Here is a 24,480-nt window from a genome sequence, read left to right as displayed (position 1 = left end):
GCGCCGCACCTTGAAGGTGGTTGCTCATGAAACTGCTTGGCTGGTTCATGCGGCCGATCGTGCTGTCGTTGCTCGGCGTGCTGGCGCTTGCGCTGATCGTCTGGATCGAAGGGCCGTTGCTGGCGTTTGCGGGCAAGGCGCCGCTCGAAACGGCCGCGAGCCGCTGGATCGTGATCGCGGTGCTGTTCGCACTGTGGGTGCTCTACTGGGGCGTGCGCTGGCTGATCGTGCGGCTCGCGAACGTGAAATTCACGCGGGTGGTCGCCGAGGAGGCGCCGCAGCCTGGCAGGAAAGAATCGGAAGCCGATGTCGCCGCGCTGAAGCAGCGCTTCGACGAGGCCATGGCGATCCTGCGCAAGGCACGCGTCAAGGGGCGCTTCGGTAGCCAGTACGTCTACCAGTTGCCGTGGTACATGTTCGTCGGCGCGCCCGGCACCGGCAAGACGACGGCACTGCTGCATTCGGGCCTCAAGTTTCCGCTCGCCGACCGGCTTGGCAAGCAGGCAGTGGGCGGTGTTGGCGGCACGCGTAATTGCGACTGGTGGTTCACCGACGATGCCGTGCTGCTCGACACGGCCGGCCGCTTCACCACGCAGGACAGCTTCGCCGAAGCGGATCAGGCCGCATGGGGCGGCTTTCTGCAACTGTTGCGCAAATACCGGCCGCGGCGGCCGCTGAACGGTGTGATCGTCGCGCTGTCGGTGCAGGATCTGCTGCAGCTGTCCGACACGCAGCGCGCGGTACAGGCAGGCGCGGTGCGCGAACGACTCAAGGAGTTGTACACCCGCCTTGGGATGCGCTTTCCCGTCTACGTGGTCGTGACGAAGTGCGACCTGCTGGCGGGGTTCGCGGAATTCTTCGACGACCTCGGCCGTGACGAGCGCGAACAGGTGTGGGGCGTGACGTTCCCTTACGTTGCGCAGGGCGGCCCGGACGAAGCGCTGGCGTCGTTCCCCGGCGAGTTCGCTGCGCTCGAAAAGCAGTTGCAGGCACGTGTGTTGCACCGCATGCAGCAGGAGACCGACACGCGCCGGCGTGCGCTCGTGTACGGTTTTCCGCAGCAGTTCGCCGGCCTCGAAAACATGCTGACGGGCTTCCTGCAGGAAACGTTCAGCACGTCGCGCTTCGATGAGGCGGCACTGCTGCGCGGCGTCTACTTCACGAGCGGGACCCAGGAAGGGCGGCCAATCGACCGCGTGATGAGCGCGGTTGCGGCGGCACTCGGCTTGCAGCGTCAGGTCGTGTTGCCGGACCCGGCAAGCGGACGGGCGTACTTCATCACGCGGCTGATGCGCGACGTGATTTTTCAGGAAGCCGGGCTGGCAGGCACCAACCCGAAACTGGAGCGCCGCCGCACGTGGCTGCAGCGCATCGCGCTAGGGCTGATCGGCATTGCGGTGGTGCTCGCGCTGGTGCTGTTTTTCGTCAGCTATCAGCGCAACCGCGCTTACATCGCCAATGTCGAGCAGCATGTGACCGAACTGCAGAAGCTCGCGCAGAACACCCGCGCGGGCGACGATCCGCTATTGCTGCTGCCGTTGCTCAATGCGGCCCGCGACCTGCCTGGCGGCTACGCGGATCGCAACAGGAGCGTGCCGTGGCTGTCGCGGCTCGGTTTGTACCAGGGCGACAAGCTGGGCCTCGAAGCGCAGGCGAGCTACCGGCGTCTGCTGAAGCAGACCTTGCTGCCGCTCGTCGTGCACAGGATGGAAGACGAACTGCGGCGCGGCGACGCGAACAATCCCGACTTCCAGTACGAGGTGCTGCGCGCGTATCTGATGCTCGGCGATTCGGCCCACTTCGACGCCGATTCCGTGCGGCTATGGGCCGACATCGACTGGCGGCGCGGGCCGTTGAGCAATGCGAGCGACGATCAGCGCAACGACATCGACGGTCATCTCGCGGCGCTGTTCCAGCCCGCGCAGTTCGACGCGTCGCTGCCGCTCGACAAGGACCTGATCGCGCAGGCGCGTACGACGCTTGCGAAGATGCCGCTCGCGCAACGCATGTTCAATCGTGTCGCGCGCGATCTCGAACAGGCCAAGCTGCCGCCATTCAGTGTCGCGGCCGCCGCCGGTCGCAACGCGTCGCTGGTGCTCGTCAGAAAGAGTGGTGCGCCGCTGACGCGCGGCGTCTCGGGCGCCTATACGCGTGCGGGCTATCAGAAGTTTGGCCAGTTGCGCGACGAAGCCGTAGTCGATGTCGCGAGAGACAACTGGGTGCTCGGTCGCGAGGAATCCGTGCTGACGCCGAATGGCATCGACGATCTGAAGTCGGCGATGACGCAGCTGTACTACGACGAGTACATCAAGCAGTGGGACGCGCTGCTGGCGGATGTCGCCGTGGTGCCGTTCGATGGCGTGGAGAAGGGCGCGCGCGTGGCGAACGTGCTGGCCGCGCCCGATTCGCCGTTGAAGGCGTTCATGGTTGCTGCCTCCCAGGAGACCACGCTCGGCACGGTGAAGACAGGTGGCTCGCTGGCAGAACAGGGCGCCGCGGTGTTGGGCAACAAGCTCGATGCGGTGAAGAAGCGGCTCGAAAACGCTCTCGGCAGCCAGCCGGACGATGCGGCGCCGCCGCCCGCGCAGGTCAATCCCGTCGATGCGCATTTTCAGGCGCTGCACGACCTCGCGGGCAAGCCCGGTGCGGCGGGTCCCGTGCCGCTCGATACGCAACTCGCGGCGCTCAAGGACGCGGCGTCGTATCTCGAAGCGTCCGACGCGGCGCGCAAGCAAGGACTGCCCGCGCCGCCGGGCGACGCGCTGAACAAGCTGAAACTCGTCGCGCAGGGCGCGCCCGCTCCGCTTGCGGGCATCGCCAACGACATCGCGAGCGGTGGCTCGATGCTGATGATCGGCGGCGAACGTGCGCGCCTGAATGCGTTGTGGCAGGCCAATGTCGCGCAGCTTTGCCGGCAGGCGCTCGATGGCCGCTACCCGCTGGTACGCGGCTCCAACCGGGATGCAGCGCCCGACGACTTCAGTCGGATACTCGGGCCAGGCGGCCTGATCGACGATTTTTTCCAGAAGAACCTGGCCACCCTGGTCGATATGTCGGGGCCGCAATGGCGCTGGCGCACGGGCGCCGATTCGCTCGGCATTCCGGCGGACGTGCTGGCGCAGTTCCAGCGGGCCGCGCAGATCAGGGATGCGTTTTTCCGAGCGGGAGGACGCGACGTGTCGGTTCGCTTCACGCTCAAGGTGCTCGATATCGATCCTGCCATCGACCACGCCACGATTGATATCGACGGGCAGCAACTGGTTGCCGCCCACGTGGATCAATCGATGGTGTTCCAGTGGCCGAGCGGCAAAGGCACCGGACAGGCGCATGTGGATTTCGACCCATCGGGGGATTCCGCGCGCGCGGATGGACCATGGGCGCTGCTGCATCTGGTGGACAACGCGCGCTTGCAGCCGACCGCGCAAGCGGACCGCTTCAAGATGACTTTCGAATCCGACGGACACCCGCTCGTGCTTCAGCTTGACGCTAGCAGCGTGACGAATCCGTTCCGTCGCGGGGTGTTCGAACAGTTCCGTTGTCCTGACCGGTTATGAGCGGGTTCATTGCACAGGGGCCTGGTTTTTTCGGCAAGGTGCGCACGCATGGGGACTTCGTGACGCGGCGTTTGCCGTCCGGATTCGTCACGCCATGGGATGCGTGTTTGCAGCAGGGCATGCTGTTCGCGCAGCGATGGTTCGGCGCGCAATGGCTGCCCGTTTATCTGAATGCGCCGATCTGGTGTTTTGCGCTCGGCGCGGACGTATGCGGCGAGTCGGCATGGGCGGGTGTGCTGATGCCGGGTGTCGACCGGGTAGGGCGCTACTTTCCGTTCACGCTCGCCGCGCCGCTCCCGCGCGACGATATCGCGAGCTGGCTGGGTGGCGCGCAGGCCTGGTACGACGACGCCATGCGGCGCGCGCTGTCGACGCTCGACGCGGATTTCGTGCTGGAGCGTTTCGATGCGCAACTCGATGCGTGGGGGCCTTTGACGGCGGCGCCAGCGCAAACGCCTGCAACTGCGTGGCGGCTGTATCCGGTGGAAGAGGAGGGGCACGAACCGAACCAAACCGAACAGGCTGCCGACGCCCCCGATCGCTTCTCCGCTTTGCTCGCGCTCTACGCGGCAGCGGGATCAGGCGCGTGGTGGACGGAAGGATCGAGCGCGGTGCCAGCGTCGTTGCTGGGAGGGAAGGGCTTGCCGGATGGCGAGCGTTTTGTCGGCCTGCTTGATAAGGCTCGCAGCGGCTGGCGCTCGGTTGTCGAATTACGGTTGTGAGAACCGCTCGAAGGTCCGAAGCGGTAGACAGTGTAGGCATCGATGGGAGGTCGGGGTATGTCTGGCTCAATCGTTTCTTTTCTGACGGGACGCCCGGCGCGCGGGGCGTGGGTCGCCGCGCTGTGTGTGGTCGCGTGTGTGAGTGCCGCTCATGCGGAAGACCCGGTGGTCAAGGAGCAGGACATCGATGAAAATTCGGTGACCAAAGCGCTGACGCCGGAAGATAACGACAACATCGTCACGCGTGGCTTCGTGCTGTCGAACAAGCCGGGCGCGGCGGCGAAGCCGGCGGCACCGGCAAAAGCGGCATCGCTGCAGATGCTGATCACGTTCACGACGAACTCGTCGACGCTCACCGACACCGCGCAAGCCGCGCTCGACAAGGTGGCTCACGCGCTGCAATCGGACCGGCTTGCGGCGTATCGCTTCCGTGTCGAGGGACACGCGGACCCGCGCGGCTCGGCCGATGCGAACATGAAGCTGTCGGAAGACCGCGCTGCCGCCGTCGTCGAGTATTTGACGCAGAAGGACGGTATCGCGGCCGAGCGTTTGACGTCAGTCGGCAAGGGATCGTCGGAGCCGCTGAATCGGCGCAATCCGACCGCGCCGGAAAACCGCCGCGTGACGATCGTTACGGTGACGAACTAGGCGCGAGCGGCCGTATTGGCGGCGATGACAATTTCCTACAGACACGGCATCAGGTTGACGGCGGCCTGCGCGCTCTCGTTGTCGGCGGGGTGGTCCGCGGACAACGCATGCGCGCAGGCGGGCACCACGCGGCTCGAAATGCAGAGCGAGCGCATCGACATTCGGCGCATTCCACTCGCACAACTCGATGCGTCGCTGCCAGGCGATGCCAGGCTCGCGCTCTTTGCGATTGCCGACCGTCCGGGTTTGTATGTGATGCACGCGCCGAGCCTGACCGAGCAGGGCGCGATGTTTACGCGGGTGGTCGCATTGTTCGAACGTCGCGACATGCCGCGCGATCATATCGTTACGATGGCCGCGATCGCGACTCATGCGCGGCGCTTCGGTGCGGACCCGGCGGGACTGACGGCGGGCAACAATTTCAGCTCGGTCGAACTCGCGCACTTCTTCGACGTGGCACGCCAGCAGCGTCTGGATTTGACACCGGGCGAACGTACGCTGCAACGCGTGGTCGTGCAGATGGGGCTGATCGTCGAGCGCGATGGCAACTGGCAGGCACGCAGCACGCATGATTTTCTGATCACGATTCCGGGGCTGGGTCCGGCCCCCGGCGGCGAGATGATCGATGCGCCCGTTCGGGCGGCGATCCTCAGTCATGAACTGGGTCACTGGCAATATTTCTCGAACGAGGCGTACGCGCACGCATGCCGCTCGTTCTGGTGGCACGAACTCAGCTACGAGGAACGCGCGGAGCTGACCCGCCAGTTGGAGGGCATGGGCTACGACCCGAGCGACAGGATCGTCATCGATGAGATGCAGGCGTATCTGCTGCATACGCCGGCGCGTTATATGCCGCTTGCGGATGTGCCTGGTCCGGGCGGTGTCGATATTGCGAAGATACGCAACAAGCTGCAGAAGACAGTGACCACTGCTGGGCGGTGACACGCGGAGGTATATCTGTAGCCGCTGGACGTCGCCTCGATGATCTTCATTCGCTCGAGTTCGTGCATGCTGATCGTGATGAATCCACGTGCGTTCATGTCCGGCTCCCAGAGCGATCACCATGGCGCAGCATGCGCGCAGCATGCGCGCAGCGCGTGGCCTAGGGAGCAAAAGCGGACATCTGAACTTGGCTAAAAGCGGACATTACAACTTAGCCGCTACATACGAAACGTCGATAATTTATGTTATGTCAAATTATCCGTTCCGGCGGAGGCGCCTATGCCTTCCCAAAGGCACGGACACGCGGTGTGCCGACAATTTCCGCATGCGCCATGATCGGCTGGTCCTTCGCATGGTTGGTGTCCCACCGGCCGTCGCCATGCCATGGTCCATTCAACACGTCAACCTGTGAGCAATCTTGCGGCTTGCCTGAACCATCACGTTGGCGAGGCCGGTGATCTTGTCGGGATCACTGGCCGTGAAGGTCTGGGCAATGCCGCTGATTGGCGCATTCAGAACGGCCGCCGCCCGATTGGTCCAGATCAGGCTCAGCGAACATATCCTTCGAGCGCCTCATGCGCAAATACGTTTGCTTCTGCCGGACTGATTCTCGACAACGCAGCTTCGACCTCATCCGGGCTGATGCAACTGGGTAGATAGTTGATTCGAACCCTGCCGATCATCTGCTGTTCGAGCATGATCGTCGCCTCTTACGCAGCCGGCCGATACGTCCATGACTGCCCGTAGGACTGCGCCATCGATCGTCTCCGTGCCAGTAAAACCGCTGAAGCGGTGGCAAAAAAATGGCCCGCATCTTTGCGGACCCGTTTCTGGCGAGACACAGACAGGCGGCCAGTTTCCCGCCAGCCCCGCCTGTGCCCCGCTTTGCGGCCACGTGCCGTTAACACGAGCCACATGTACATGATAGTCATGGCGGCCGCGCCCGGCGGAGTTTTTATCCGCGTCGCGCGTGCTCGAGCGTGGGCGTCGGGGTTGTCCGAAAAATGCCTACATTTTTCGGACAGTGGCCGACTTGCAGATTGTCCGAAAAATGTGTACATTTTTAGGACAAGGAGGAGCCGTGACCGAGCTCAGCAACCGCATGATTTCAATCGTCAGCGCCGGCGCGCCGGGATCTGTCTGGGTGCCTGCCGATTTTGCCCAGTGGGCCTCCCGCGACCTCGTTGACAAAACACTGCAGCGGCTCGTCGCCAGCGGCAAGCTCCGTCGGATCGATCGCGGCCTGTATGACATGCCGGCGGTCAACCGGCTTACGCGCCGCCCGAGCGTTCCCGACTATCGCGCCGTGGTCGAGGCTGTTGCCAGACGCGATCAGCTCCGGGTGTTAGTCGACGGTATCACCGCCGCGAACGATCTTGGCCTCACCGACGCCGTGCCGGCCAGGGTCACGCTCCATACCGACGCTCGACGGCGTTCGATCAAACTCGAAAACCTGCTGATCGAATTCAAACGCACCGCGCCAAGCCGCCTCTACTGGGCCGGTCGGCCGGCAATGCGTGTCGTCCAGGCTCTCCACTGGCTCAAGGACACGCTGGATAGCGATGGTGACCGGGTCCGGGGCCGCCTTGGTGTGGTTCTGTCAGACCCTGGCCATGGCGACGACATCAAGCAGGACCTGATCGACGGTTTCGCCTATCTGCCTATCTGGATGCAAAAATTCCTGCAGTCCATCCCCAACTTCGACCCGAGCAAGGCCGCCAAGCCCCTGCCTCGCGGCACTGACCTGATTGCGCAACGGACGCGCCGAGCCGTAGATGCGGGAGGACAAGGATGAACGAAGCGTACAAGGACATCATCGCGGCGTCCGACGGCGATCGCCGAAATCTCTTCCTCGAAACTGCAGCGCGCCTCGGCACTGCGGTGCAGAACGTCGAGAAAGACTTCTGGGTTTGCTGGTCCTCGACGCGCTCTTCAACGGCATGAGCACAAATGGGCCGCGCCTGCTCTTCAAAGGTGGTACGTCGCTGTCCAAGGCCTTTGGGCTGATTTCGCGCTTCTCTGAGGACATCGACATCACCGTCTTTCGCGACGACATCGGACAACACGCAGAACCCGAGGAACTGGAGCTTTTGAGCGGCAAACAGCGCCGCAAACGGCTCGATGCAATCCGCACCGCGTGTCAGGCCTTCATCCGTGGCGATCTTACGGCTCAGCTGCAAGCCCTGGCCAATGAGTTCATCCCGCAAGGTTTCAGGCTCGAGCCCGACCCTGACGACCGTGACGGTCAGACACAGCTGTTGTGGTATCCGGCCGTAACCGCAGCTTCTGGCCTGTACATTCGCTATGCCGTCAAGATCGAGGCAGGTGCCAAATCCGCCCTCGATCCGCACGCGGCCGCGATGGTCACACCTTACGTCGCCGCGGATGTTCCGCATCTCAACCTTGACGTCGCGGAGGTAACCACCGTCCAGCCCGAGCGCACCTTATGGGACAAGATCGTTATCCTGCATGGTCTACGTCAATGGTATGAACGCCGTGGAGAGCTGCGTCACGGCGGACAGCGTATATCGCGACACTTCTACGACGTTCATCAGCTTGCGCTCAGCACGCACGCATCCGACTGGCTACGCAACCAGCCGTTGGCTGAAGACTGCGCCCGGCACGCGCGGCTGTTCTTCGGAAGTGCGGATTTCGCTCTTGAACTGGCCAGAGCTGGCACCTATACACTATCGCCGCCCGAGGCGATGCGCGACGGTCTGCGTCGCGACTATGACGCGATGGCCGGGATGATCTTTCACGGCACACCATCCCTTGATGAGGTATTGGCGACTGTGGAACAGGTCGAGCGTCAGATCAATGGCTGAGGCCAGGGCTTGGTGAAGCTCACAAAACACTTGAATGTTGACACCCGCGAAGAGTCCCGCTGGCGCAACGCGTTTCGCTTTGATGGTTTGCAAGAGTCGTGAACCGATGCAGGCGAGCACGGGCTGAGGCAATACCGGCTCGATCGTCCGGTTAAAATATCGGCCTGTTTTGCTTGCCCGTAGCAACCGGAGGAATCTATCCCATGACGAGGACGAACCGCAGGTCCGTCAGTATCGCTCCGCGCCACAACAAGGCCGCTCTGTCGAAGGGCCAGAAGGCATTCAACACGCTCATCAGGCAGATTGAAAAGCGGCGTAACCGTCTCGTTGCGTGGGAGGCGGTAAGGCCTGTTTTCCAGAAGAAATACCTCGACGAGTTGCTTCCGCTCGAACGGGCCTCGACGGATTTGCAGGTCAAGATGGTCTCCCGACTTGATGACGCCGGCAACCAGAAAGGCTTGACCGCATCCGAGCGCCGCATGATCTCGGAGCTGATCACCGGTCTGGCCGGCGAGCTACTCGAAGAGCGCGACGATCCGCAGTTGAAAGCCATCTACAACAGGCACGGTCCATCCGACTATGACACCGAAGCGGCGGCCGAACTCGAGGATATGAAGTCGGTACTGGAGGCGATGCTCGGTGTTGAACTGGGTGACGACCTTGACATGACCTCGCCAGACGAGGTCCTGGAGCGTGCTCATGCCAGAATGCAAGAGCAACAGGCGCAGGAAATTGCCGAAAACCAGGCGCGTGAGGAACGTCGTGCCAAACGGAAAAAATCGGTGAAGCAGCTCGCCGCACAGGCCCGCCAGGAGGCCGAGCAGGCGCAGTTGAGCCAGTCTATCCGCGAGGTCTATCGCAAACTTGCCAGCGCCCTGCATCCTGATCGCGAATCCGATCCTCAGGAGCGGGAGCGCAAAACTGCGCTGATGCAGCGGGTCAACCAGGCCTACGCCAAAAACAATCTCCTGCAATTGCTGGAACTGCAGCTGGAACTTGAACACATCGACCAGAGCACGATCAACGATATCAGCGAAGACCGGCTAAAGCATTACAACAGCATCCTGAAGGAGCAGCTCGGCGAACTGGATCAGGAAATCCATCATGTTGAGGCCGGCTTCAGGCAGGCCTATGGAATTCCGCCATTTATCGAAGTCTCTCCCGACACCGTCGTACGCAATCTCGCGGGTGACATCACTGAGCTTCAGCACAGCATACGCGATCTGGAAAAAGATCTGCTCGTGTTCGAAGACCTTCGGAAACTCAAAACCTGGCTAAAACACCTGAAGCGTCAGCGGGCAGCACTTCGCTTCGACGAAATGCCATTCTGAACAACCGGGCGTTCAATAGCCGTGCATCGCCAGTGCGGTAGAATTCGCGCTGACGGCTTATCCACAATTTCTGTGCGTAAGCCTGTTGATAACGTATTCATCAGAGCAGCCCCTCCCCTAGCGGGACGGCGATTGGCCCGACGGCCTGTTCCTCGGATTCAGCGCGCTGTAACCTTTCGTCAGAACGTTATCGCCGATCACGCGAAGCCGAGAGCTACCTCATAAGCGAGGCGACACGGATCGGCAAAGACCTGATCCATCGCGGCCTGACGTTGTTGCTCCCAACGTACGAACCCAGTCGACGTGTCTGCTGGCCGCGTTTGGTCCGCTTTAATTTGGTAAGGACTACTGCTATGTTGCGCTAAAAAACCTTATGTCAAATCAAATTTATGATCCGACGCACGGTTGGTGTCTTGACAGGGAGCCTTCTTTATTTGAACCATCCCCTATTTCAGCCTCATGGCGCCTCCTTCTAGACTCGGACCGAATTTAGGTCTATATTTAGTCCTGCAATCTCAACCGAAGGGAGCGGGTATGAAACCGAGTCAGGTCAAGCCAATAAGCTACCTGAAAAGCCACGCAGCAGAAATCGTCCGGGACATCACCGAGAGCGGCGAGCCCATGCTCATCACCCAGAACGGCGAGGCAAAGGTTGTCGTGCAGGATGCCCAATCGTATGAGGACATGCAGCAGACGGTTGCCCTCCTCAAGATTCTCGCGATGGGTCAGAAGGACATCGAGACTGGCAACTTCACGCCCACGGACGAAGTGTTTGCCGAACTGGAACGCATGGACAGGGAAGAAGGGATCGAATGAAGTCTGTCATTCTCGGGCCTGCCAAGTCCGACTTGCAAGACTTGCGACGCTACATCATCAACAAGTTTGGCAACAGGACGTGGCTTGAGACCCGAACCAAGATACAGCAATCAATCAAACAGGTAGAAGAGTTTCCACTGAAGGGCAGCAACCCACCTGAACTGATGGACTTCCAACTTACTGGTTACTATCAAGTCATCAGCGGCATGAACAGAATCATCTACCAGATTGCAAATGACACCATCTACATACACATCATAAGCGACACCAGAAGAGACCTGAAGGCAATACTCGCAAAACGACTCATCAGAATGTAAAGACAGGCACGAGCCTCAATCTTCGGATTGAGGCATTTTTGATTCAGAAAGACAATGCCACGTGGAGTTCGCCGAGCTTCGAGCTTGGTAATTATATGGGATTCCTACAAAATTCCGCTAATTTGGTTTATGTCAAATACATCGGATACCTATCAATTGGACTCCGCGCACATGGCATCGGTAGAAGCACGGTCGAGTCTGCGATTCGATTTCGTCGATGGTTGACGGCTACTCCACTGCCGAGCTTCCCGACCGCGGCGTTCGTCACTACGCGCGCCGTTGCGCCAGCCGGCCACCGTCGATCAGCAAGCGGATCGAGCCTCACGGCCGAAGGCTGGAGGCCGCATGCTTTATGCGATATGCCCTGTGCACATCAACAAACCAGGTGCTTTCGATGCTGCGACGCTGGGTACAGAAAGCCGTCGGCGACGCATCCCATAACGTCGATGCTGCACGGGTAAAAGCCGCCGACCAGCTCCATGAATTTGCTGTCGCCGTGAAGGCATTGGCCACCGACGATTCGCTGTCGCATGAAAACCTGCGTAAAGAGCTTTGCGCGCTGGCAGATCAGGTTCTGCAGCCCCATACGCCAAACAGGCGCAGCCAGATCCGTCAATGCCTCATTCTAAGACGTCAATCCGCGCGCAATCTGCTGATGCGTCTTGTGCAGTTGCCGTTCGAAGCGGAAGCGGCACATCCCGTCCTCGACGCGATCGGGCTGCTGCGAGGGCTCTATCGACGTCATGTCTATCTGTTGCCCGATGGCGTGAACATCCGGCTTGGTCGGGCATGGCGCGAAGCGATCGATGGCTACGATCGCCTCAAGGCGATGATCGCTTTCGAATGGGCCACGCTGTTTGCCCTGCGGGTCGCGCTGCGCAATGGCACCATCTTTGTCCGGCACAGCTTCTCGTTCCGCAGCCAGACACACATGCTTATCCCGGCCGAAGAGTGGCCAACCAGGCGGAACAATCTGTACGGGCATCTCGGCGTTCCTCAGGATCCAAAGGAGTTTCTGAACCCGATCCTGGCGCACCTCGACCAGCGCCTTGAGTTGCTTCGCCAGGCAGTCGACGACGGGAAGGTGCGGATCGACACGGCGGTACATCTGGATCCGTTGCAGGCTCAACCCGAAAGCGCAGAGGCCGACCACCTGCGGCGCGCGATCTTCGAAGCCCATCCGCCCGGCCAGTTACCGGAGATCATCCTCGAGATTGATAGCGCGACCCGCTTCAGTTGGGTCCTGCTGGGGCGCGAACCCCGATCACGGATCGAATTGCTAATGGTCTATTCAGCGGTTCTGGCGCACGGGACTTCGCTCTCGGCTGCAGACATCTCCCGTATGGTTCCGGAGGTTTCGCCGGCCGCGATCCGCCAGATGATGAAGCGACTTGAGGATGAACGAATGCTTCGGCTTGCAGCCGATGCCGTTCTCGAGTTCATGCATGAGCATCCTGTCGCTGCTCACTGGGGACGTGCAGATCTCGCATCGTCCGACATGATGTCACTTGAGACCACGCGTTCTGTCTGGCAGGCTCGCGCTGATCCACGGCGTCGTACAGCATCTATCGGAATGTACACACACATGCTCGATCGCTGGGGCATCTTCTACGATCAGCCCATTGTGCTGAATGAGCGTCAGGCGGGTGCGGCAATCGAAGGTGTCGTGCGGCAGAGTGCAACCACGGACATCGCGGCGCTTGCGGTCGACACGCATGGGTACACCGACTTTGCGATGGGAATGGCCCGGGTATTAGGCTTTGATCTCTGCCCTCGCCTGTCGCATCTTCGTGATCGTCGTCTTCACGTTCCCCGCAGACACGATGTCCCGCCGCAGCTCGCCTCGATTACTGATCGCGATGTCAGACTCGATCTCATCGCGGAGGTTTGGGACGAGTTCGTGAGAATCGCTGCGTCTATTCGTTCGGGAAAGTGCACGGCAGTTGATGCCCTCACCCGTTTCGGTTCGGCTGCGCGTGGACAGAGCGTGTACGAAGGTGGTGTTCATATCGGGCGTCTGTTCAGAAGCATCTTTCTGATCGACTACTTCACCAACGCGGCGTTCAGGAGCGAGCTGCAGCATGTGTTGAACCGGGGCGAGGCCGTGCACAACGTCCAGCGTGCAATCCATATCGGCAAGATCCCTGCCGAACTCGCGCGGCGTCAGGAGTCACTGTCCGCAGTTTCCTCCGCACTGACACTTCTCTCTAACATCCTGATGGCGTGGAACACGACTTACATGCAACGCGCTGTCGATGAAATACAGGTTGCCACGGGCCAGTCACTTGATTCTGATCAGTTGAGGCGAATCGCCCCAACGCACCTGGAAGGCATCAATTTACGCGGGACGTTCAATTTCCCTGTGGCTCGATACGCGCGACGAATCCTGCCAAGTCTCGCGAGCGATCTGCCCGCCTCTGCCGCCAGTCGCCAAGCCTAGACAGGCGGATGCTGCACACTAAAGCGATATTCCAGACAGCGTCTGGAATATCGGCTTTTCAATCCGCCGTACGCAAACCGGAGCGCTCCTGACGGGTAGTCAGCATATGCTTGATAGAAAAAGGAATTTATACAGGGCCACAAGGCGAAGCCGCGCCTGGCTTAGGCGGCTCTAACCGGAAGAATGCACGGAAATCAAGGGCACCCCATTCCGAGGGTCACTGGGCAGAACCTGAGAGATCCGACAGGATACTTGCTCGACGTCGGCGACAATCCTCCGATAAGAGGCCGTATCCAACGCCATTTCTTTCCGGTAACCGTTCCTCAGGAACCGCTTCAAGTTCATGACCCGCCCTTCCCTTCGTGCGCATCTGGGCGATGTGTCCGGCGAGCGCTGCGAGCAGCACGTCCGGAGCGCGCCAAGGCCCAGTCATAGAAGCTGCTTCTGATCCGCCTCGGTTTCCACCGTCTTCGGCTTGCGCGGCGGCAGAGGAAACGGGTCGGCGCGCATGGCCTCGACTGGATAAAGTTGCAGGAGCGAACGCGCAGCATCAGTCGAACTGCTCGACAACCATTCGGCGTACCTTGTCGGCGGAACAATCACGACCGAACGCTTTTCGTCGCCCGGTTTGTGAAAGCGCTTCATCAGCGGGTGATCGGCCGCTGGGAGAGTGAGCATGGTGAACGCCAGCGTCGACGAGCCGTCAGCCTCTTTCCACTGGCGCCACAAGCCAGCGATCGCTAGCGAGGAGCCGTCCGCCATGCCAATCTTCCCACGCACCGCCTTCCCAGTCTCATAGTTGGGCTCGAAGAAAGTGCGTCAAGGAATCAAACACAGTTGCAGGTTCTTCCACGCGCCGCTGAAGCTGCGCTTCTGGTCGACGGTCTCCGAGCGCGCGTTCATCGTGTCGAACACTTTTACCCCGGTGGAATGTGTCGGCGCGGCACGATGCCGAAAGAAGCCGGAACTGTCTCTAGCGCATCGCCGGTGCTCCGGAATATCGGCGCGTAATAGTCCTTGTAGATTTCGCCCTTGTAGTCGAAGTCGGGCTGCGGGAAGAGGCTGAAAACGTCCCAGGCGTCGTTCGGATTGGCTTCGTAGCTCGTGCACATGGCGACCCTCCTTGATCCGCCATGGTAGTGCAGGGAGCGGCAATGCGAGCGACACTTTTTCCGTTTGCCTGACTGTTGCCGCCTGTCGCAAGCGGCAAGGATCAAGTCTCGGTGTCACCGGAAGTGTCCGGAAAAAAGTTTCGTCGCTCCGCTTCGCCCGCCAGCGATGGCGAGTACAGGTGGCGCAGTCTCTCCGGTGCCGGCGGAAAGAATGGTCCCGGATTCATCGCCGAAGGCGAGTGCCTGTCCGACTGGCCGCCCTATCGGTAACACGAACGCGCGGCGTCATCGACGCACTTTTGATAAGCCTCCTGGCAGTCGTGGGCGCACCGTCTCTGTTGTTCGGCCACGCTGTCAGACTCCGTCGTCCGACCCGAAGAATTGCATCGACATTGCGAGAGTGCGGAATTACACACGCTGGTCTGGACGGATACACAAGGTTGGTCGACTTTCGCATTCGCGCTGAAAGGGGACGCTCCGAAGACAAACAGTATCGTGCTGACGATCAAAATGCGCATACTCGTCTCCATCACCTGTCAGGGTTCTCCGCCGGCTCAATCAGCCGCACCGTGCCGGGAGCCAGGTTTGGCGGAACCGTTCGTAAGGCCATCACGTCGACGAAGAAGACGAGATGGCACGTTCCGGCGTACTCGATACCACTAGCCTCCACCGCATCGTCCACCGCTACCGGTCCCGCGACCCGCAACACGTCGGGGCCGCCAGCGTCCGGTGGAAAAAGCGCCGCCAGCAAGGCTTCACTCACATACTCAATCATGTCCTCGCGCACTCCGATCGATGAAGACCGGATCATTCTGGCATCAGGGTCGCGCAAGCGTCGCTCCAGCTAATCACGGCCGCGCTCCCCGCACTCCCCTGCGTTGACTCGCCTGCTGCGCCCAGCGCGGGGCTGCGGGGCGCTCAGAATGAAAAAAATAGACGCTCGCGCAAGCGAATTTGTTACCTCCGTTGTGCAGCGCAGCATTATGCACCGCGGCACGCCCGGTAAGGCTTCAGCACAAACTCGTCGTCAACTAATTCTGGTACTACCCGGCGGTCCCGCTGCAACTGATTTTGTACCGCAATGCCCGTCGCCTACCCTGCCTCGGCAGCAAACACGACGGTGCAGTAGGCGACCGGCTTCCGGCGACTCAGGCTAGAGTCGGCACGCGTCGCCAGTCGAGGTCGTCATCCAAACCGCCCTCGCTCAATGGCCGCTCTCCGGTGAGCAAATAGCCGGCGGCACTGCCTCAAACCGGCCAGGAAGAGACCAATCACATCAAGATCGCCGACAATCCGCACGTTACTAGACACCCTGAGCGCGGCTCCTATGAAACCTGCTTATCTCGCGTTGGCTCTCGCCATATTCGGCGTGGTGATAGTCGGCAAGGCGGCCGAACCTGCGCCTCCGATCACGCTCGAAGGAGTTCTGGAGGTCGGAGAATTTTATGGTCCATCCGGATACGGAGAGAATCCGGGCGGCGACCGAATTGAGCATTCGCTGTTTCTGCAACTGCCCGCCACGCCGACGACGCAGCTTTCCGATTCCAAGGCATTAACCTCGTTTGGCCCCGACGCTGGCCGGACGTATTTTGTTCAGCTCATTGTTCAAGATCCAGAGCGGTTCGAGACTGAAAAGGCAATCGGTCGCAGGGTGCGAATCATAGGTGTTCCGTTCGCACCTCTGACAGGTCATCACCGAACGCCCTTGTTAATAGACGTACGATCGCTTAAACCAATCGACGCGTGGAGTTGGTAGGTATGCGGTTCGCATGAGACGGGAATCGGCCACGAGCGGACATTCGACGCGACGAGCTAAATCGTCAACAATCGGCGTTCCAAAGGCCTCAAGCTACCCGCACATAAGAGTATGACTCGCCCGTCTCGTTCACCCGACCTTGATCACGGACCTCTCTCCAGCGGCGCATAGATCAGGTCGGAAATCGGCCACCGCGGGTAGAGATCCCTATGCTTCGGAGCATCAACAGAACCTGTCCGTGGAGAAGCACTTCCATCAGCAGCTGACATATCAGTCGGGCTGGAATCCGCCAATCTCCTCAATCTTCCGGCACTGAGAGTGCTGTGCGTGCCCGCTCGGCCTGGTTTCGGAACTTAGCGGCGACCCGACTAGGGAATGTTTTGCTAGCGGTCACTTGTTTAACGAAGTTGTCCAGTTCGCCAATGGCGTCATCCCTCTTTGAAGGATTTCCTTTACTTGCCCGGATAGATGCTTGAGCAGCGTCCAGTATGTCTCGAAGCTTCGGAATTGCGAACGGGGGTAGCCCGGGTACTTCCAGCGAGTTCAATGTAACTTGCATCTCGTCGATCAGCATGTCGGCGATTCTAAGCGTGCCTCCCCACGCCCTGAAGAGCCGCTGTCCCTCGCTGTTAATAGTTGTGGTGGCTACTGGCCAAGCGGGGCGACGGACCGAACCAGGGTAGACAACCCACGTGAGGGGCGTTTGGTCATGAGGTGACAGGGCCTTGGCCAATGCGGACGACCCTTCCCCGACATGATTCCTGGGCCCGCTATCGGCGAAGATCGCATGCACGATTTTTCCCGTCGTCTGGTTGTAAACGGTTGCGAGGTCACCGGTGACAACGCCGTGCTCCGTCCAGAAATTTCCTGGCAGCACGATATAGGGGATGCTCATTGCATCCACCCACTTAGCTGTATCTCGATCCGACAGGCCGGGTCTTGGGTCGTGAAGCGTTGTTTTCGACACACAATAATTCTGGTCTCCGTCAATCGTGTAGGTGTAAGGGAACTTGGTTGTCTTATTGATTACAAGTTGCGGCCATTTGGCTGATATCCACCTCTCTCCGGCTGATGGCACTCGGGTCTTTTTTGGGCTTTTGGAAGCATTTAAAATGTTGTCTTTTCCAGGAGGTTTCCCGAATTGGGCGGTTTTTGTTGGGAGGTGGTAGGCGCCTTTTCCGCCGTCGTAATCTATCTCCATTCCCGGAGTCGTATAGAAGAACGTCTTCTCGCCCCTCCCTTGCAGGATGTCTACGCGCTGGGCAGGACTACTGCCCTTGGTAGCCGGAAAGATGGGTGACGCCTCGGGGAATATCCGCGGCACTGCAGTTGCCATCGCTGTTCGCCTCAGGTCGTATCGGGACGGATCGTATGGACCCGAGTCTATCTTCGAACCTGATGAACGAGGCCAAAGAATCGGCTGGCTCCGGCGTTTCGCATAGTGCTAGCTGCCGCTGGCATACGCGCCCAGGGACACCTTTGCCGGTGGGGGCGCCGGCGTAGGCCTCTGCAGCACCATGATGACGCCCTCGGACGTAGTTACCATCCAGGCAATCTTCCAGTCGCCATCGGACGAGGCTTGCTCGAGTTTCGCTGTGATGTCATCCGCTGCTGCGGCGTGATTTCCCGTCGGAAGAGGGAAAAATGAGACATCAAACTGCGTTGAACCGTCTGCCATTCAAAGCTCCTTCCAAGGCTCGCAAGGACGATATCAATTGTTGATCGAGGCCTGCAAGTCGTTAACGGTGATGCTGGCACCTGGCTGTGGCGCGGGTACGTTCTTTAGAGGAGGGCACGCGCCCTCCACTACTTCCATATGGATTCCATCGGCCGCAACCTCCAGGTCATTTACCACCAAGGGTCCCGGGTCTACCACCGGGAGCAAGTCCTTGTCACCCAGCACCGTCTGGACCAGAGTGGTGACAACATCGTTGCCCAACGCCACAATCCCTGGTATTACTACCTCTGTCTTGTCGATGAACGTTCTGTCGAGATCGAAGTCACCGATTGCGACCACCGGATTCTTGTTCGCGTCCTGGGGTAAAACACCGGGGGTATCAACAAGCACTTTCAGCGCATCTGTAGCGAAGTCCACAATGGCCTGGTTAGCCGTGACCTTCGAAACATAGCGAAGGTAGCGCTGAACGTAGTAATGCCGATTGCACTCGAGATGTGTCAGCAAACGCTGGAGCACGAATTGGGCTTGAGCGTAGTCTGCCAGTGCCGCTTGTTCGACCTTAAGTGGATCTAGCAGCGGCTGCAATATCCCCGAGACGATGGTAAGGAAGCCAGGAACACGTCGGATTACTTCGGTCAAGGCGTCTTCCTTCATAACATTTATCAGTTCGGCGCTCTTAAGAGGGTCTGTAAAGACATCTTTATAAACTGCGCCGACGCCTGTGGCCAACGCAACGGCGATGTTCACCGCATTTTGGCCGACCCCCAGGATGTTGACCTTGGGCGAGCCAGGCGGGGTTGCCGGATCGGGGTTATCTACATCTTCCTGGATGACGCCATAGAAAAATCCCAATATGGTGAATAGCTGAATGCAGTGCTGGTCATTCGATTTGCCGAAACCGGAGTTCTGGAAATTTGTCGCGGCAGTTCCTTGTAATTGGCCAGCCATCAGGTTCTCCGTGAAGGCGTTCACGACGGTCTGAGGAACAGGGGGTCGTCCCATTACGTTATTCAGGTCAGGCAGATGAAACAGGTCGTGTGCTGTCGGGCGAGGGACAGACGGGGAATAATCATAGAGATATGCCAAGGCGCGCTGCGCGGTTTCTTTCGCCGCTTGGGTCGCTGTTTGCGTCAACGCCGGTTTGGCTCCCTGAACAGCCACTTGCAGATCGTCAAGCAAGGAAGAATCAAGAAGATATGAACGCAGAAAATCCCCGTTATTCAATACAAAGTCGTTGTTAAAGGCGAGATCGTCGATGCTAAGGACGATTGCATAACGCATTTCCGACAGTGCAGTCTGTACAGAAAATTTCTTAAGCAGATGGAAAACATTAATCGAAACACAGCGGTCGAAATAAGGATTCTCGATGGTCCGCGTCATTCGATTGGAAACAGTCGATTCGGTAACCCCTTTCACCTCGATTTTGTGCAGCGCCTTCAGGCTCTTGGCGGAGTGCACGGTAGTGTCGTGGATGTGGCTGATAGCCTGACTGTTCGAGTCGGTTACGCTTTTATTGTAGCCCGCACTGACACTCAGTGAACCGTAGCCACAAGTCAGGGTGGCGGTACTGTCCACATGCCACCCCTGGGTCTCCGTGGAGGAACGGGCAATGTTTATGGCCTCCTTGTCGGCGGTCGTACTTTCGATGGAGGAAAGTGACTCTGTCGAATCCATCGTGGACTGTTCCAGAACCTTCCGCTGGGAACTTTGAAATTCGAAGGTCACCTTTTCGCCCGGTGCCAGTGCCATGGTAGAGGCCAGGTCACCCAAGGTCACGTCGGTCAAATTCCACGTCTGCGTGAACGTGACGTCAAGGCCGAAGTACGGGGTAAGAGTGGAAATTTTCGTCGACCCGACCGTTTTCGTGGTTATTGCTGTGCCCGCAATCCTCAATGTGGCAAGGACGTCAGGTTTAACGTCCAAGGGAGGGGGCGCAAGCAGAATCGGCCGACGCAGTGTTAGTTCGAAGGAGGGACCACTCCGTGTACCAGGCGAAGCACACTGTAGCAACTTAGGATTCGATGCATTTTGTTGTGGCGGCGGGCTCGAACGGGCTTTCGCTATCGGCTGGCTGGGAAGGCCTGCTGCAATCCGTTTCGCCGGTGACCGCGGAACGGTTTTCGGCTGGCGTGGAAGGCCAGCTGCGATCCGCTTCGCCTGTGTTTGAGGAACGGTTGCTTGGCGCACCCGACGCGCCTGGGCAACAATTGGGTGCGCTTTTGTCGTTTTGATCATTCTTCCCCTCCTCAACCATCTTTCAAATCTATTACACGCTATCCGGTCGTCGTTAAAACGTCACGAAGCGCAATCCAAAAGTGGCCAAGTCGGTTTGCCGCCGAGGTTCTTTAGCAAATATAGTTCGCTCAGAAAAAAGCAGAAGAGAAATTTGGTTGAACATCGTCGCCTGGCGAACGGCCGCTTTCGAGCGGTAGCCAGTGACTGGTTTGGGTTGCGTGTTGCCGTTCGCGCAATGATTTCGTTGATTGCACATCGATTGGCAATTAACGGCCACAACCGGTCACTCAGCGAAGCAGCGAAAATTGTCGTCAATCTTCGTTTAGCGTTCCCCGAGGGGACGTTGCGACGAGTAGTCCGATGGCGCATTACCCAGCTTATTGTGCGCTACCGAACATCAAACTGGGATCCGTACATGCACGCTCACATATTACTTGGTCACGCTGAGCACAACCTTGAACGTTCGCATCCCGCTACCGAAGTGTTGACGCGGCACTAGAAGGGGATTCCCGATCATGTCAATGCAATGCGACCATGTAATCTGCTTTGAAGGGAATGCGGGAACTGGAAAGACGACTTGTTGCGCTGCGATGGTGGAGAAGGTCGAAGGGCATTTTCTCCCGGAATATACCGAAACGCTGGATGCAGAGCTTCGCCAAGTCCTAATGTGTTCGTTCGAGCACAAAACAGACGACGACGAATCGCATGTCTGGCGGAATGCTGAGAAACATCGGGCAGCACTATTGACTCAGAAGCGCTCCCGCCCCGTCTTAGTTGACACGTCGCTCGTGAGCGTCGTCGCATTCGGGTGCGCTCGTCGTAAGTTCAATCGTGGAGGAAACGTCGCGGCGACGATCCGTACCTATCAAAACTTATTGTCGACGGGCCAGATATTGTTGCCCGACAAGATTGTGCACTTGACGGTCTCCGAAGACGTTCGCCAGGCACGGTTAGTGAAACGTGGTAGTTGCCACCCGTTTCTCGCGCGAACGGACGTCTCTCGATACCTCGACAACGTTAGATTGGAGTTCTTCAGGCGATATTTGCCGCGCGATTGCTGGGTATGTGTTGATACGTCGGCTTTTTCTCTTACCGAGGCGACGACGCGAGTCGCGGACGAACTGGAGAAACTGGAGCCGAGACAGATGACAGATGCATTCACCGCATGGCTGTCTAGTTTTTCGTACTAGTTAAACCACGAAGACTTCAGATGCTGCAATGCAAGTGGGGGATTAGAATGAACGCAAGAGAGATCCGCCTAGCCATCTTTGGAATTGGAAACTGCGCTTCTAGCCTTGTGCAGGCAATCATCGGAAGCCGCGACCGCGATGACCAGCGGGGCTTGGAAAGCACAGTCATTGGGGGCTACAAACTCGGCGATGTGCGAGTCGTGCTAGCTTATGATGTCTCGGCGAAAAAGGTAGGATGCGACCTTCGAGATGCCATGGCTGCAGCGCCTAACTGCACAACAAATTATTTCGACGTCGGGGCGCAAGACTTGGAAGTAAGGCCCGGACTTTTAGCCGACGGGTTGGACGGTCCGCTGAGCGCGCTTATCAAGCCGCACGCCCTTTGTGCGGGACGCGCGATTTCCGACATTGAGAGCGAGCTTCGCTCCGCGGAAATTGACGTCGCCGTGTGCTATCTTCCGACCGGCTCGCGCCAGGACGCCCGTAACTACTCGGTCGCTGCCTGCCGCGCGGGCGTCGCGTTCATCAACGCCTGTCCCGAGGCGATAATGCACGACAAGGAATTACGTTCCATGTTCGAGCGCGCGGGCGTGCCGCTTTTGGGCGACGACATGAAGAGCCACGCCGGCGCAACCGCTCTTCATACCTTGCTGATCGAATTTTTTAGCAGCCGCAACATTCACGTCGACCACACCTATCAACTCAACATCGGTGGCAACGCCGATTTCAAGAATCTCGCGGATCAAGCTCGTTCAGCCAGCAAAAGGAATTCAAAACGTGCCGCCCTTGAGGGCGCCGGGATCGAATCTGACGTCGATATCCTAGCGGGGCCAACCGGCTTCGTACCGTTTCTGCAGGATCGCAAAATCGCCTATATCCGCCTTGAGGGTACTTCAGTGCTGGGCATGAAGCTCAACATCGAGGCGCGACTTGATGTCGAGGACAGCCCGAACGTTGTCAGCGTCATCGCCGACGCAATCCGCATCGCAATGCTCACACGTCAAACGCCCACATCGGCGCGCGAAGCATGCGCGCATCTGTTTAAGAACCCACTGATCCCAGTGCCCCATTCCACGGCACATTCAGCGTACGTTCGGCTTGTCCAACATTTGAACGGCGACATTCCGTTGCAACCGATACTGGAGATGCATGATGACCACGATTCGTGAGAGCGTTCGCGCGTTGGTGATCGACGATGCCGGAAGGATTTTACTCAGTCGAGTGACCCCGCTAGGCGCTGCTGCAGGCCGCGATCTCTGGGTCACAGTCGGTGGTCGGCTAAAAGAAGGCGAGTCGCTGCAGCAAGCCCTAGCGCGTGAGTTGGCCGAGGAACTTGCCGAAGTCCGATGTGAAATCGGGCAGGAAGTCTGGCTCGGTGACGAAACCGTGAACTGGGGCGGCAACCTAGTTCGCCTCATCGAACACTTCTATGTTGTAAGAGTTCGATCGGCAGACTACACATTTGTCGGCCATGACGAAGAAGAGGTCTTGAGCACGCACGAACTTCGTTGGTGGGCGCCTCATGAGATTGCAGCCTCGGCCGCAAAGTTCGTACCAGTCGATTTGGCGTCATTGCTCGCCGAACTCTTAGGTGGTGCCGTCCCACAACGCAAGCTCGTCCGGTTGGAGCGCGGAGACTGACGTGCCGTCCGTCGGCCACTGTCGCCGAAAGACCGATCGTGGGGGGAATATGAATGCTTTCGAGTTTCGCAACGATGGTCGAACAAATCCTGCGTCGTTGCAAATTGAAATGGTCGAGCGTAAGGGCTTCGGCCATCCCGACACGCTTGCGGATGCGATTGCCGAAGAGACGTCTCGCCGATATGCGTCTCATTGCATGGACCGCTTTGGCGCCGTCGCCCATCACTGGTTCGACAAAGTGATGCTGATTGGCGGGGAGGCAGACGTTGACTTCCGGGCGGGGCGGATGATTCGTCCGGTACGTGCAATCCTTGCTGGAAAGGCGGTGCGTGCGGTTGGCAACGAGGAGATCCCGCTAATGCGAATCTTCCGAGAAGCGGTGGCACATGTGTTCGCCGGTACTCTCAAGAATTTTCGCTTCGAAGAGTATTGTGTCTGCGAACTCAGCGTGTGCGACAGCGTGGGACCCGGTCAGCGCTCGACCCGGTACCGCCCAAAGTCAGCCAGCGAGGTGAAGGAACTCGAGTCCGGCAGGCTAGTCTCCAATGATTGCAATCTTTGTGTGGGGTTTGCCCCATATACGCCGAGCGAGTTGCTCTCACTTGATCTCGAGAGATTTCTGCTTTCTCCGCAGCAACAAAGCAGGCGGCCTTGGCTCGGCTCCGACATTAAGACGGTCGTGACTCGTGTGGGTGCAAAGACGCGGGTGCTCGCGAATATCCCGATGCTTGCGTCGCACGTTGAAAGCTTGGCGACCTACCTTGATATGCGAGAAGCGCTCGAGGCCGAGCTGAAGCTGTACTGCAGTGACTATTTAACCTCCGACTGCGATGTCGTCGTGAACCCCGAATGGATACACGGTCGAGCGTATCTAACCGCCACCGGCACGTGTCTCGATACGGGGGATATCGGCGTCGTCGGTCGAGGCAACAGACATTCGGGGCTCATTACGCCGATGCGAAGTATGAGTATCGAGGCCAGTGCGGGAAAAAACCCGTTGGATCACACCGGCAAGCTGCTCAACGTCGCGGCCAGCTTGATCGCCGAGCAGGTGTACCGCGAGCTTGAGGTGGCGACCACGGTCTACATCTTCTCCAAGAAGGGCGACCCGGTTCAGGCGCCGTCGATCGTTGCGGTTCACTGCGATGCCGAGACGGCAATTCCGGAAAATTGTGCGAGCCGCACCGCGCAAATAGCTGGCAATGCGCTCGATGACATCGATGTGATCCGTACCGAGCTGCTTGCGGGATCGGCACGCCTATTTTGACCGGTC

The 24,480-nt window shown here is 59.1% G+C and carries 20 protein-coding genes and 2 pseudogenes; 15 read left to right on the top strand and 7 right to left on the bottom strand.

The annotated features are described in order from the left end of the window. Positions 1-26: 26 nt before the first annotated feature. From tssM to H1204_RS31835, 4 genes are read left to right on the top strand one after another with little or no spacing between them, the layout of a single operon-like run. The gene (gene tssM, locus H1204_RS31850; protein ID WP_180734521.1) at positions 27-3,554 is read left to right on the top strand and encodes a type VI secretion system membrane subunit TssM; all 3,528 of its coding nucleotides are present in this window, start codon (positions 27-29) and stop codon (positions 3,552-3,554) included. After that, a complete protein-coding gene (gene tagF, locus H1204_RS31845; RefSeq protein ID WP_180734520.1) occupies positions 3,551-4,276 on the top strand; it encodes a type VI secretion system-associated protein TagF in 726 nt (241 codons plus the stop codon). Before tssM ends, tagF begins: the two co-directional genes overlap by 4 nt. 57 nt (positions 4,277-4,333) lie before the next feature. Beyond that, entirely contained in the window at positions 4,334-4,924 is a 591-nt protein-coding gene (locus tag H1204_RS31840) for an OmpA family protein (protein ID WP_180734519.1), read from the top strand. Between the two features lie 24 nt (positions 4,925-4,948). Beyond that, positions 4,949-5,866, top strand: a complete 918-nt coding sequence (locus H1204_RS31835) for a hypothetical protein (protein ID WP_180734518.1) — start codon at positions 4,949-4,951, stop codon at positions 5,864-5,866. A gap of 548 nt (positions 5,867-6,414) precedes the next feature. Here H1204_RS31835 and H1204_RS31830 read toward each other — a convergent pair. Next, positions 6,415-6,564, bottom strand: a complete 150-nt coding sequence (locus H1204_RS31830; protein WP_180734517.1) for a hypothetical protein — start codon at positions 6,562-6,564, stop codon at positions 6,415-6,417. Positions 6,565-6,947: 383 nt separating this feature from the next. On the opposite strand from H1204_RS31830, the gene H1204_RS31825 reads away from it, so the two are divergent. The 6 genes and pseudogenes from H1204_RS31825 to H1204_RS31800 all read left to right on the top strand — a co-directional run. Continuing rightward, a complete protein-coding gene (locus H1204_RS31825) occupies positions 6,948-7,661 on the top strand; it encodes a DUF6088 family protein (RefSeq protein WP_180734516.1) in 714 nt (237 codons plus the stop codon). Then, a pseudogene (locus H1204_RS31820) lies at positions 7,658-8,691 on the top strand (nucleotidyl transferase AbiEii/AbiGii toxin family protein). The gene H1204_RS31825 and the pseudogene H1204_RS31820 overlap by 4 nt, the downstream one beginning before the upstream one ends. 203 nt (positions 8,692-8,894) lie before the next feature. Further along, entirely contained in the window at positions 8,895-10,022 is a 1,128-nt protein-coding gene (locus H1204_RS31815) for a molecular chaperone DnaJ (protein WP_180734515.1), read from the top strand. Between the two features lie 534 nt (positions 10,023-10,556). Then, positions 10,557-10,838, top strand: a complete 282-nt coding sequence (locus tag H1204_RS31810; RefSeq protein WP_180734514.1) for a type II toxin-antitoxin system Phd/YefM family antitoxin — start codon at positions 10,557-10,559, stop codon at positions 10,836-10,838. Then, positions 10,835-11,155 carry a type II toxin-antitoxin system RelE/ParE family toxin gene (locus tag H1204_RS31805; protein WP_180734513.1) on the top strand — a complete coding sequence of 107 codons (321 nt, stop codon included), beginning with the start codon at positions 10,835-10,837 and terminating at the stop codon, positions 11,153-11,155. The genes H1204_RS31810 and H1204_RS31805 overlap by 4 nt, the downstream gene beginning before the upstream one ends. 259 nt (positions 11,156-11,414) lie before the next feature. After that, positions 11,415-13,595: pseudogene (locus tag H1204_RS31800) on the top strand (Tn3 family transposase); the annotation flags it as partial. 429 nt (positions 13,596-14,024) lie between these two features. On the opposite strand, the gene H1204_RS53010 reads toward H1204_RS31800, so the two are convergent. The 3 genes from H1204_RS53010 to H1204_RS31790 form a co-directional block, all read right to left on the bottom strand. Beyond that, entirely contained in the window at positions 14,025-14,357 is a 333-nt protein-coding gene (locus H1204_RS53010) for an SOS response-associated peptidase family protein (protein ID WP_346015772.1), read from the bottom strand. Between the two features lie 155 nt (positions 14,358-14,512). After that, on the bottom strand, positions 14,513-14,707 hold the full coding sequence (locus tag H1204_RS53005) for a hypothetical protein (RefSeq protein WP_346015771.1): 195 nt from the start codon (positions 14,705-14,707) through the stop codon (positions 14,513-14,515). Positions 14,708-15,236: 529 nt separating this feature from the next. Continuing rightward, a complete protein-coding gene (locus tag H1204_RS31790) occupies positions 15,237-15,539 on the bottom strand; it encodes a hypothetical protein (RefSeq protein WP_180733348.1) in 303 nt (100 codons plus the stop codon). Between the two features lie 495 nt (positions 15,540-16,034). Between H1204_RS31790 and H1204_RS31785 the strand changes: the two genes are divergently transcribed. Further along, complete coding sequence (locus H1204_RS31785; RefSeq protein WP_180734512.1) at positions 16,035-16,463, top strand: DUF4431 domain-containing protein; 429 nt, start codon at positions 16,035-16,037, stop codon at positions 16,461-16,463. A gap of 298 nt (positions 16,464-16,761) precedes the next feature. On the opposite strand, the gene H1204_RS31780 is transcribed toward H1204_RS31785, so the two are convergent. The 3 genes from H1204_RS31780 to H1204_RS31770 form a co-directional block, all read right to left on the bottom strand. Then, a complete protein-coding gene (locus tag H1204_RS31780) occupies positions 16,762-17,799 on the bottom strand; it encodes a glycoside hydrolase family 75 protein (protein WP_180734511.1) in 1,038 nt (345 codons plus the stop codon). A gap of 108 nt (positions 17,800-17,907) precedes the next feature. Then, positions 17,908-18,141: a hypothetical protein gene (locus H1204_RS31775; protein ID WP_180734510.1), complete on the bottom strand. Its 234-nt coding sequence runs from the start codon at positions 18,139-18,141 to the stop codon at positions 17,908-17,910. Positions 18,142-18,174: 33 nt separating this feature from the next. Beyond that, positions 18,175-20,376: a hypothetical protein gene (locus H1204_RS31770; RefSeq protein ID WP_180734509.1), complete on the bottom strand. Its 2,202-nt coding sequence runs from the start codon at positions 20,374-20,376 to the stop codon at positions 18,175-18,177. 590 nt (positions 20,377-20,966) lie between these two features. On the opposite strand from H1204_RS31770, the gene H1204_RS31765 reads away from it, so the two are divergent. From H1204_RS31765 to H1204_RS31750, 4 genes are read left to right on the top strand one after another with little or no spacing between them, the layout of a single operon-like run. Next, positions 20,967-21,566, top strand: a complete 600-nt coding sequence (locus tag H1204_RS31765; protein ID WP_243468931.1) for a hypothetical protein — start codon at positions 20,967-20,969, stop codon at positions 21,564-21,566. 47 nt (positions 21,567-21,613) lie between these two features. Continuing rightward, positions 21,614-22,735, top strand: coding sequence for a myo-inositol-1-phosphate synthase (locus H1204_RS31760; protein ID WP_180734507.1), 1,122 nt, complete (start codon positions 21,614-21,616; stop codon positions 22,733-22,735). Then, complete coding sequence (locus H1204_RS31755; protein WP_180734506.1) at positions 22,716-23,207, top strand: NUDIX domain-containing protein; 492 nt, start codon at positions 22,716-22,718, stop codon at positions 23,205-23,207. The genes H1204_RS31760 and H1204_RS31755 overlap by 20 nt, the downstream gene beginning before the upstream one ends. Before the next feature lie 49 nt (positions 23,208-23,256). After that, entirely contained in the window at positions 23,257-24,474 is a 1,218-nt protein-coding gene (locus H1204_RS31750) for a methionine adenosyltransferase (protein WP_180734505.1), read from the top strand. Positions 24,475-24,480: the final 6 nt, after the last annotated feature.

Source organism: Paraburkholderia sp. PGU19, assembly GCF_013426915.1.
GTDB lineage: Bacteria > Pseudomonadota > Gammaproteobacteria > Burkholderiales > Burkholderiaceae > Paraburkholderia.
Note: the sequence above shows the minus strand (reverse complement) of the source record. Positions and strands in the feature narration are given on the sequence as shown.

Bases quoted from the DNA above. Each gene is read 5' to 3' on its own strand.
- tssM (WP_180734521.1), top strand. From the start codon at position 27: ATGAAACTGCTTGGCTGGTTCATGCGGCCGATCGTGCTGTCGTTGCTC.
- tagF (WP_180734520.1), top strand. From the start codon at position 3,551: ATGAGCGGGTTCATTGCACAGGGGCCTGGTTTTTTCGGCAAGGTGCGC.
- H1204_RS31840 (WP_180734519.1), top strand. From the start codon at position 4,334: ATGTCTGGCTCAATCGTTTCTTTTCTGACGGGACGCCCGGCGCGCGGG.
- H1204_RS31835 (WP_180734518.1), top strand. From the start codon at position 4,949: ATGACAATTTCCTACAGACACGGCATCAGGTTGACGGCGGCCTGCGCG.
- H1204_RS31830 (WP_180734517.1), bottom strand. From the start codon at position 6,564: ATGCTCGAACAGCAGATGATCGGCAGGGTTCGAATCAACTATCTACCC.
- H1204_RS31815 (WP_180734515.1), top strand. From the start codon at position 8,895: ATGACGAGGACGAACCGCAGGTCCGTCAGTATCGCTCCGCGCCACAAC.
- H1204_RS31810 (WP_180734514.1), top strand. From the start codon at position 10,557: ATGAAACCGAGTCAGGTCAAGCCAATAAGCTACCTGAAAAGCCACGCA.
- H1204_RS31805 (WP_180734513.1), top strand. From the start codon at position 10,835: ATGAAGTCTGTCATTCTCGGGCCTGCCAAGTCCGACTTGCAAGACTTG.
- H1204_RS53010 (WP_346015772.1), bottom strand. From the start codon at position 14,357: ATGGCGGACGGCTCCTCGCTAGCGATCGCTGGCTTGTGGCGCCAGTGG.
- H1204_RS53005 (WP_346015771.1), bottom strand. From the start codon at position 14,707: ATGTGCACGAGCTACGAAGCCAATCCGAACGACGCCTGGGACGTTTTC.
- H1204_RS31785 (WP_180734512.1), top strand. From the start codon at position 16,035: ATGAAACCTGCTTATCTCGCGTTGGCTCTCGCCATATTCGGCGTGGTG.
- H1204_RS31780 (WP_180734511.1), bottom strand. From the start codon at position 17,799: ATGGCAACTGCAGTGCCGCGGATATTCCCCGAGGCGTCACCCATCTTT.
- H1204_RS31775 (WP_180734510.1), bottom strand. From the start codon at position 18,141: ATGGCAGACGGTTCAACGCAGTTTGATGTCTCATTTTTCCCTCTTCCG.
- H1204_RS31770 (WP_180734509.1), bottom strand. From the start codon at position 20,376: ATGATCAAAACGACAAAAGCGCACCCAATTGTTGCCCAGGCGCGTCGG.
- H1204_RS31765 (WP_243468931.1), top strand. From the start codon at position 20,967: ATGGTGGAGAAGGTCGAAGGGCATTTTCTCCCGGAATATACCGAAACG.
- H1204_RS31760 (WP_180734507.1), top strand. From the start codon at position 21,614: ATGAACGCAAGAGAGATCCGCCTAGCCATCTTTGGAATTGGAAACTGC.
- H1204_RS31755 (WP_180734506.1), top strand. From the start codon at position 22,716: ATGATGACCACGATTCGTGAGAGCGTTCGCGCGTTGGTGATCGACGAT.
- H1204_RS31750 (WP_180734505.1), top strand. From the start codon at position 23,257: ATGAATGCTTTCGAGTTTCGCAACGATGGTCGAACAAATCCTGCGTCG.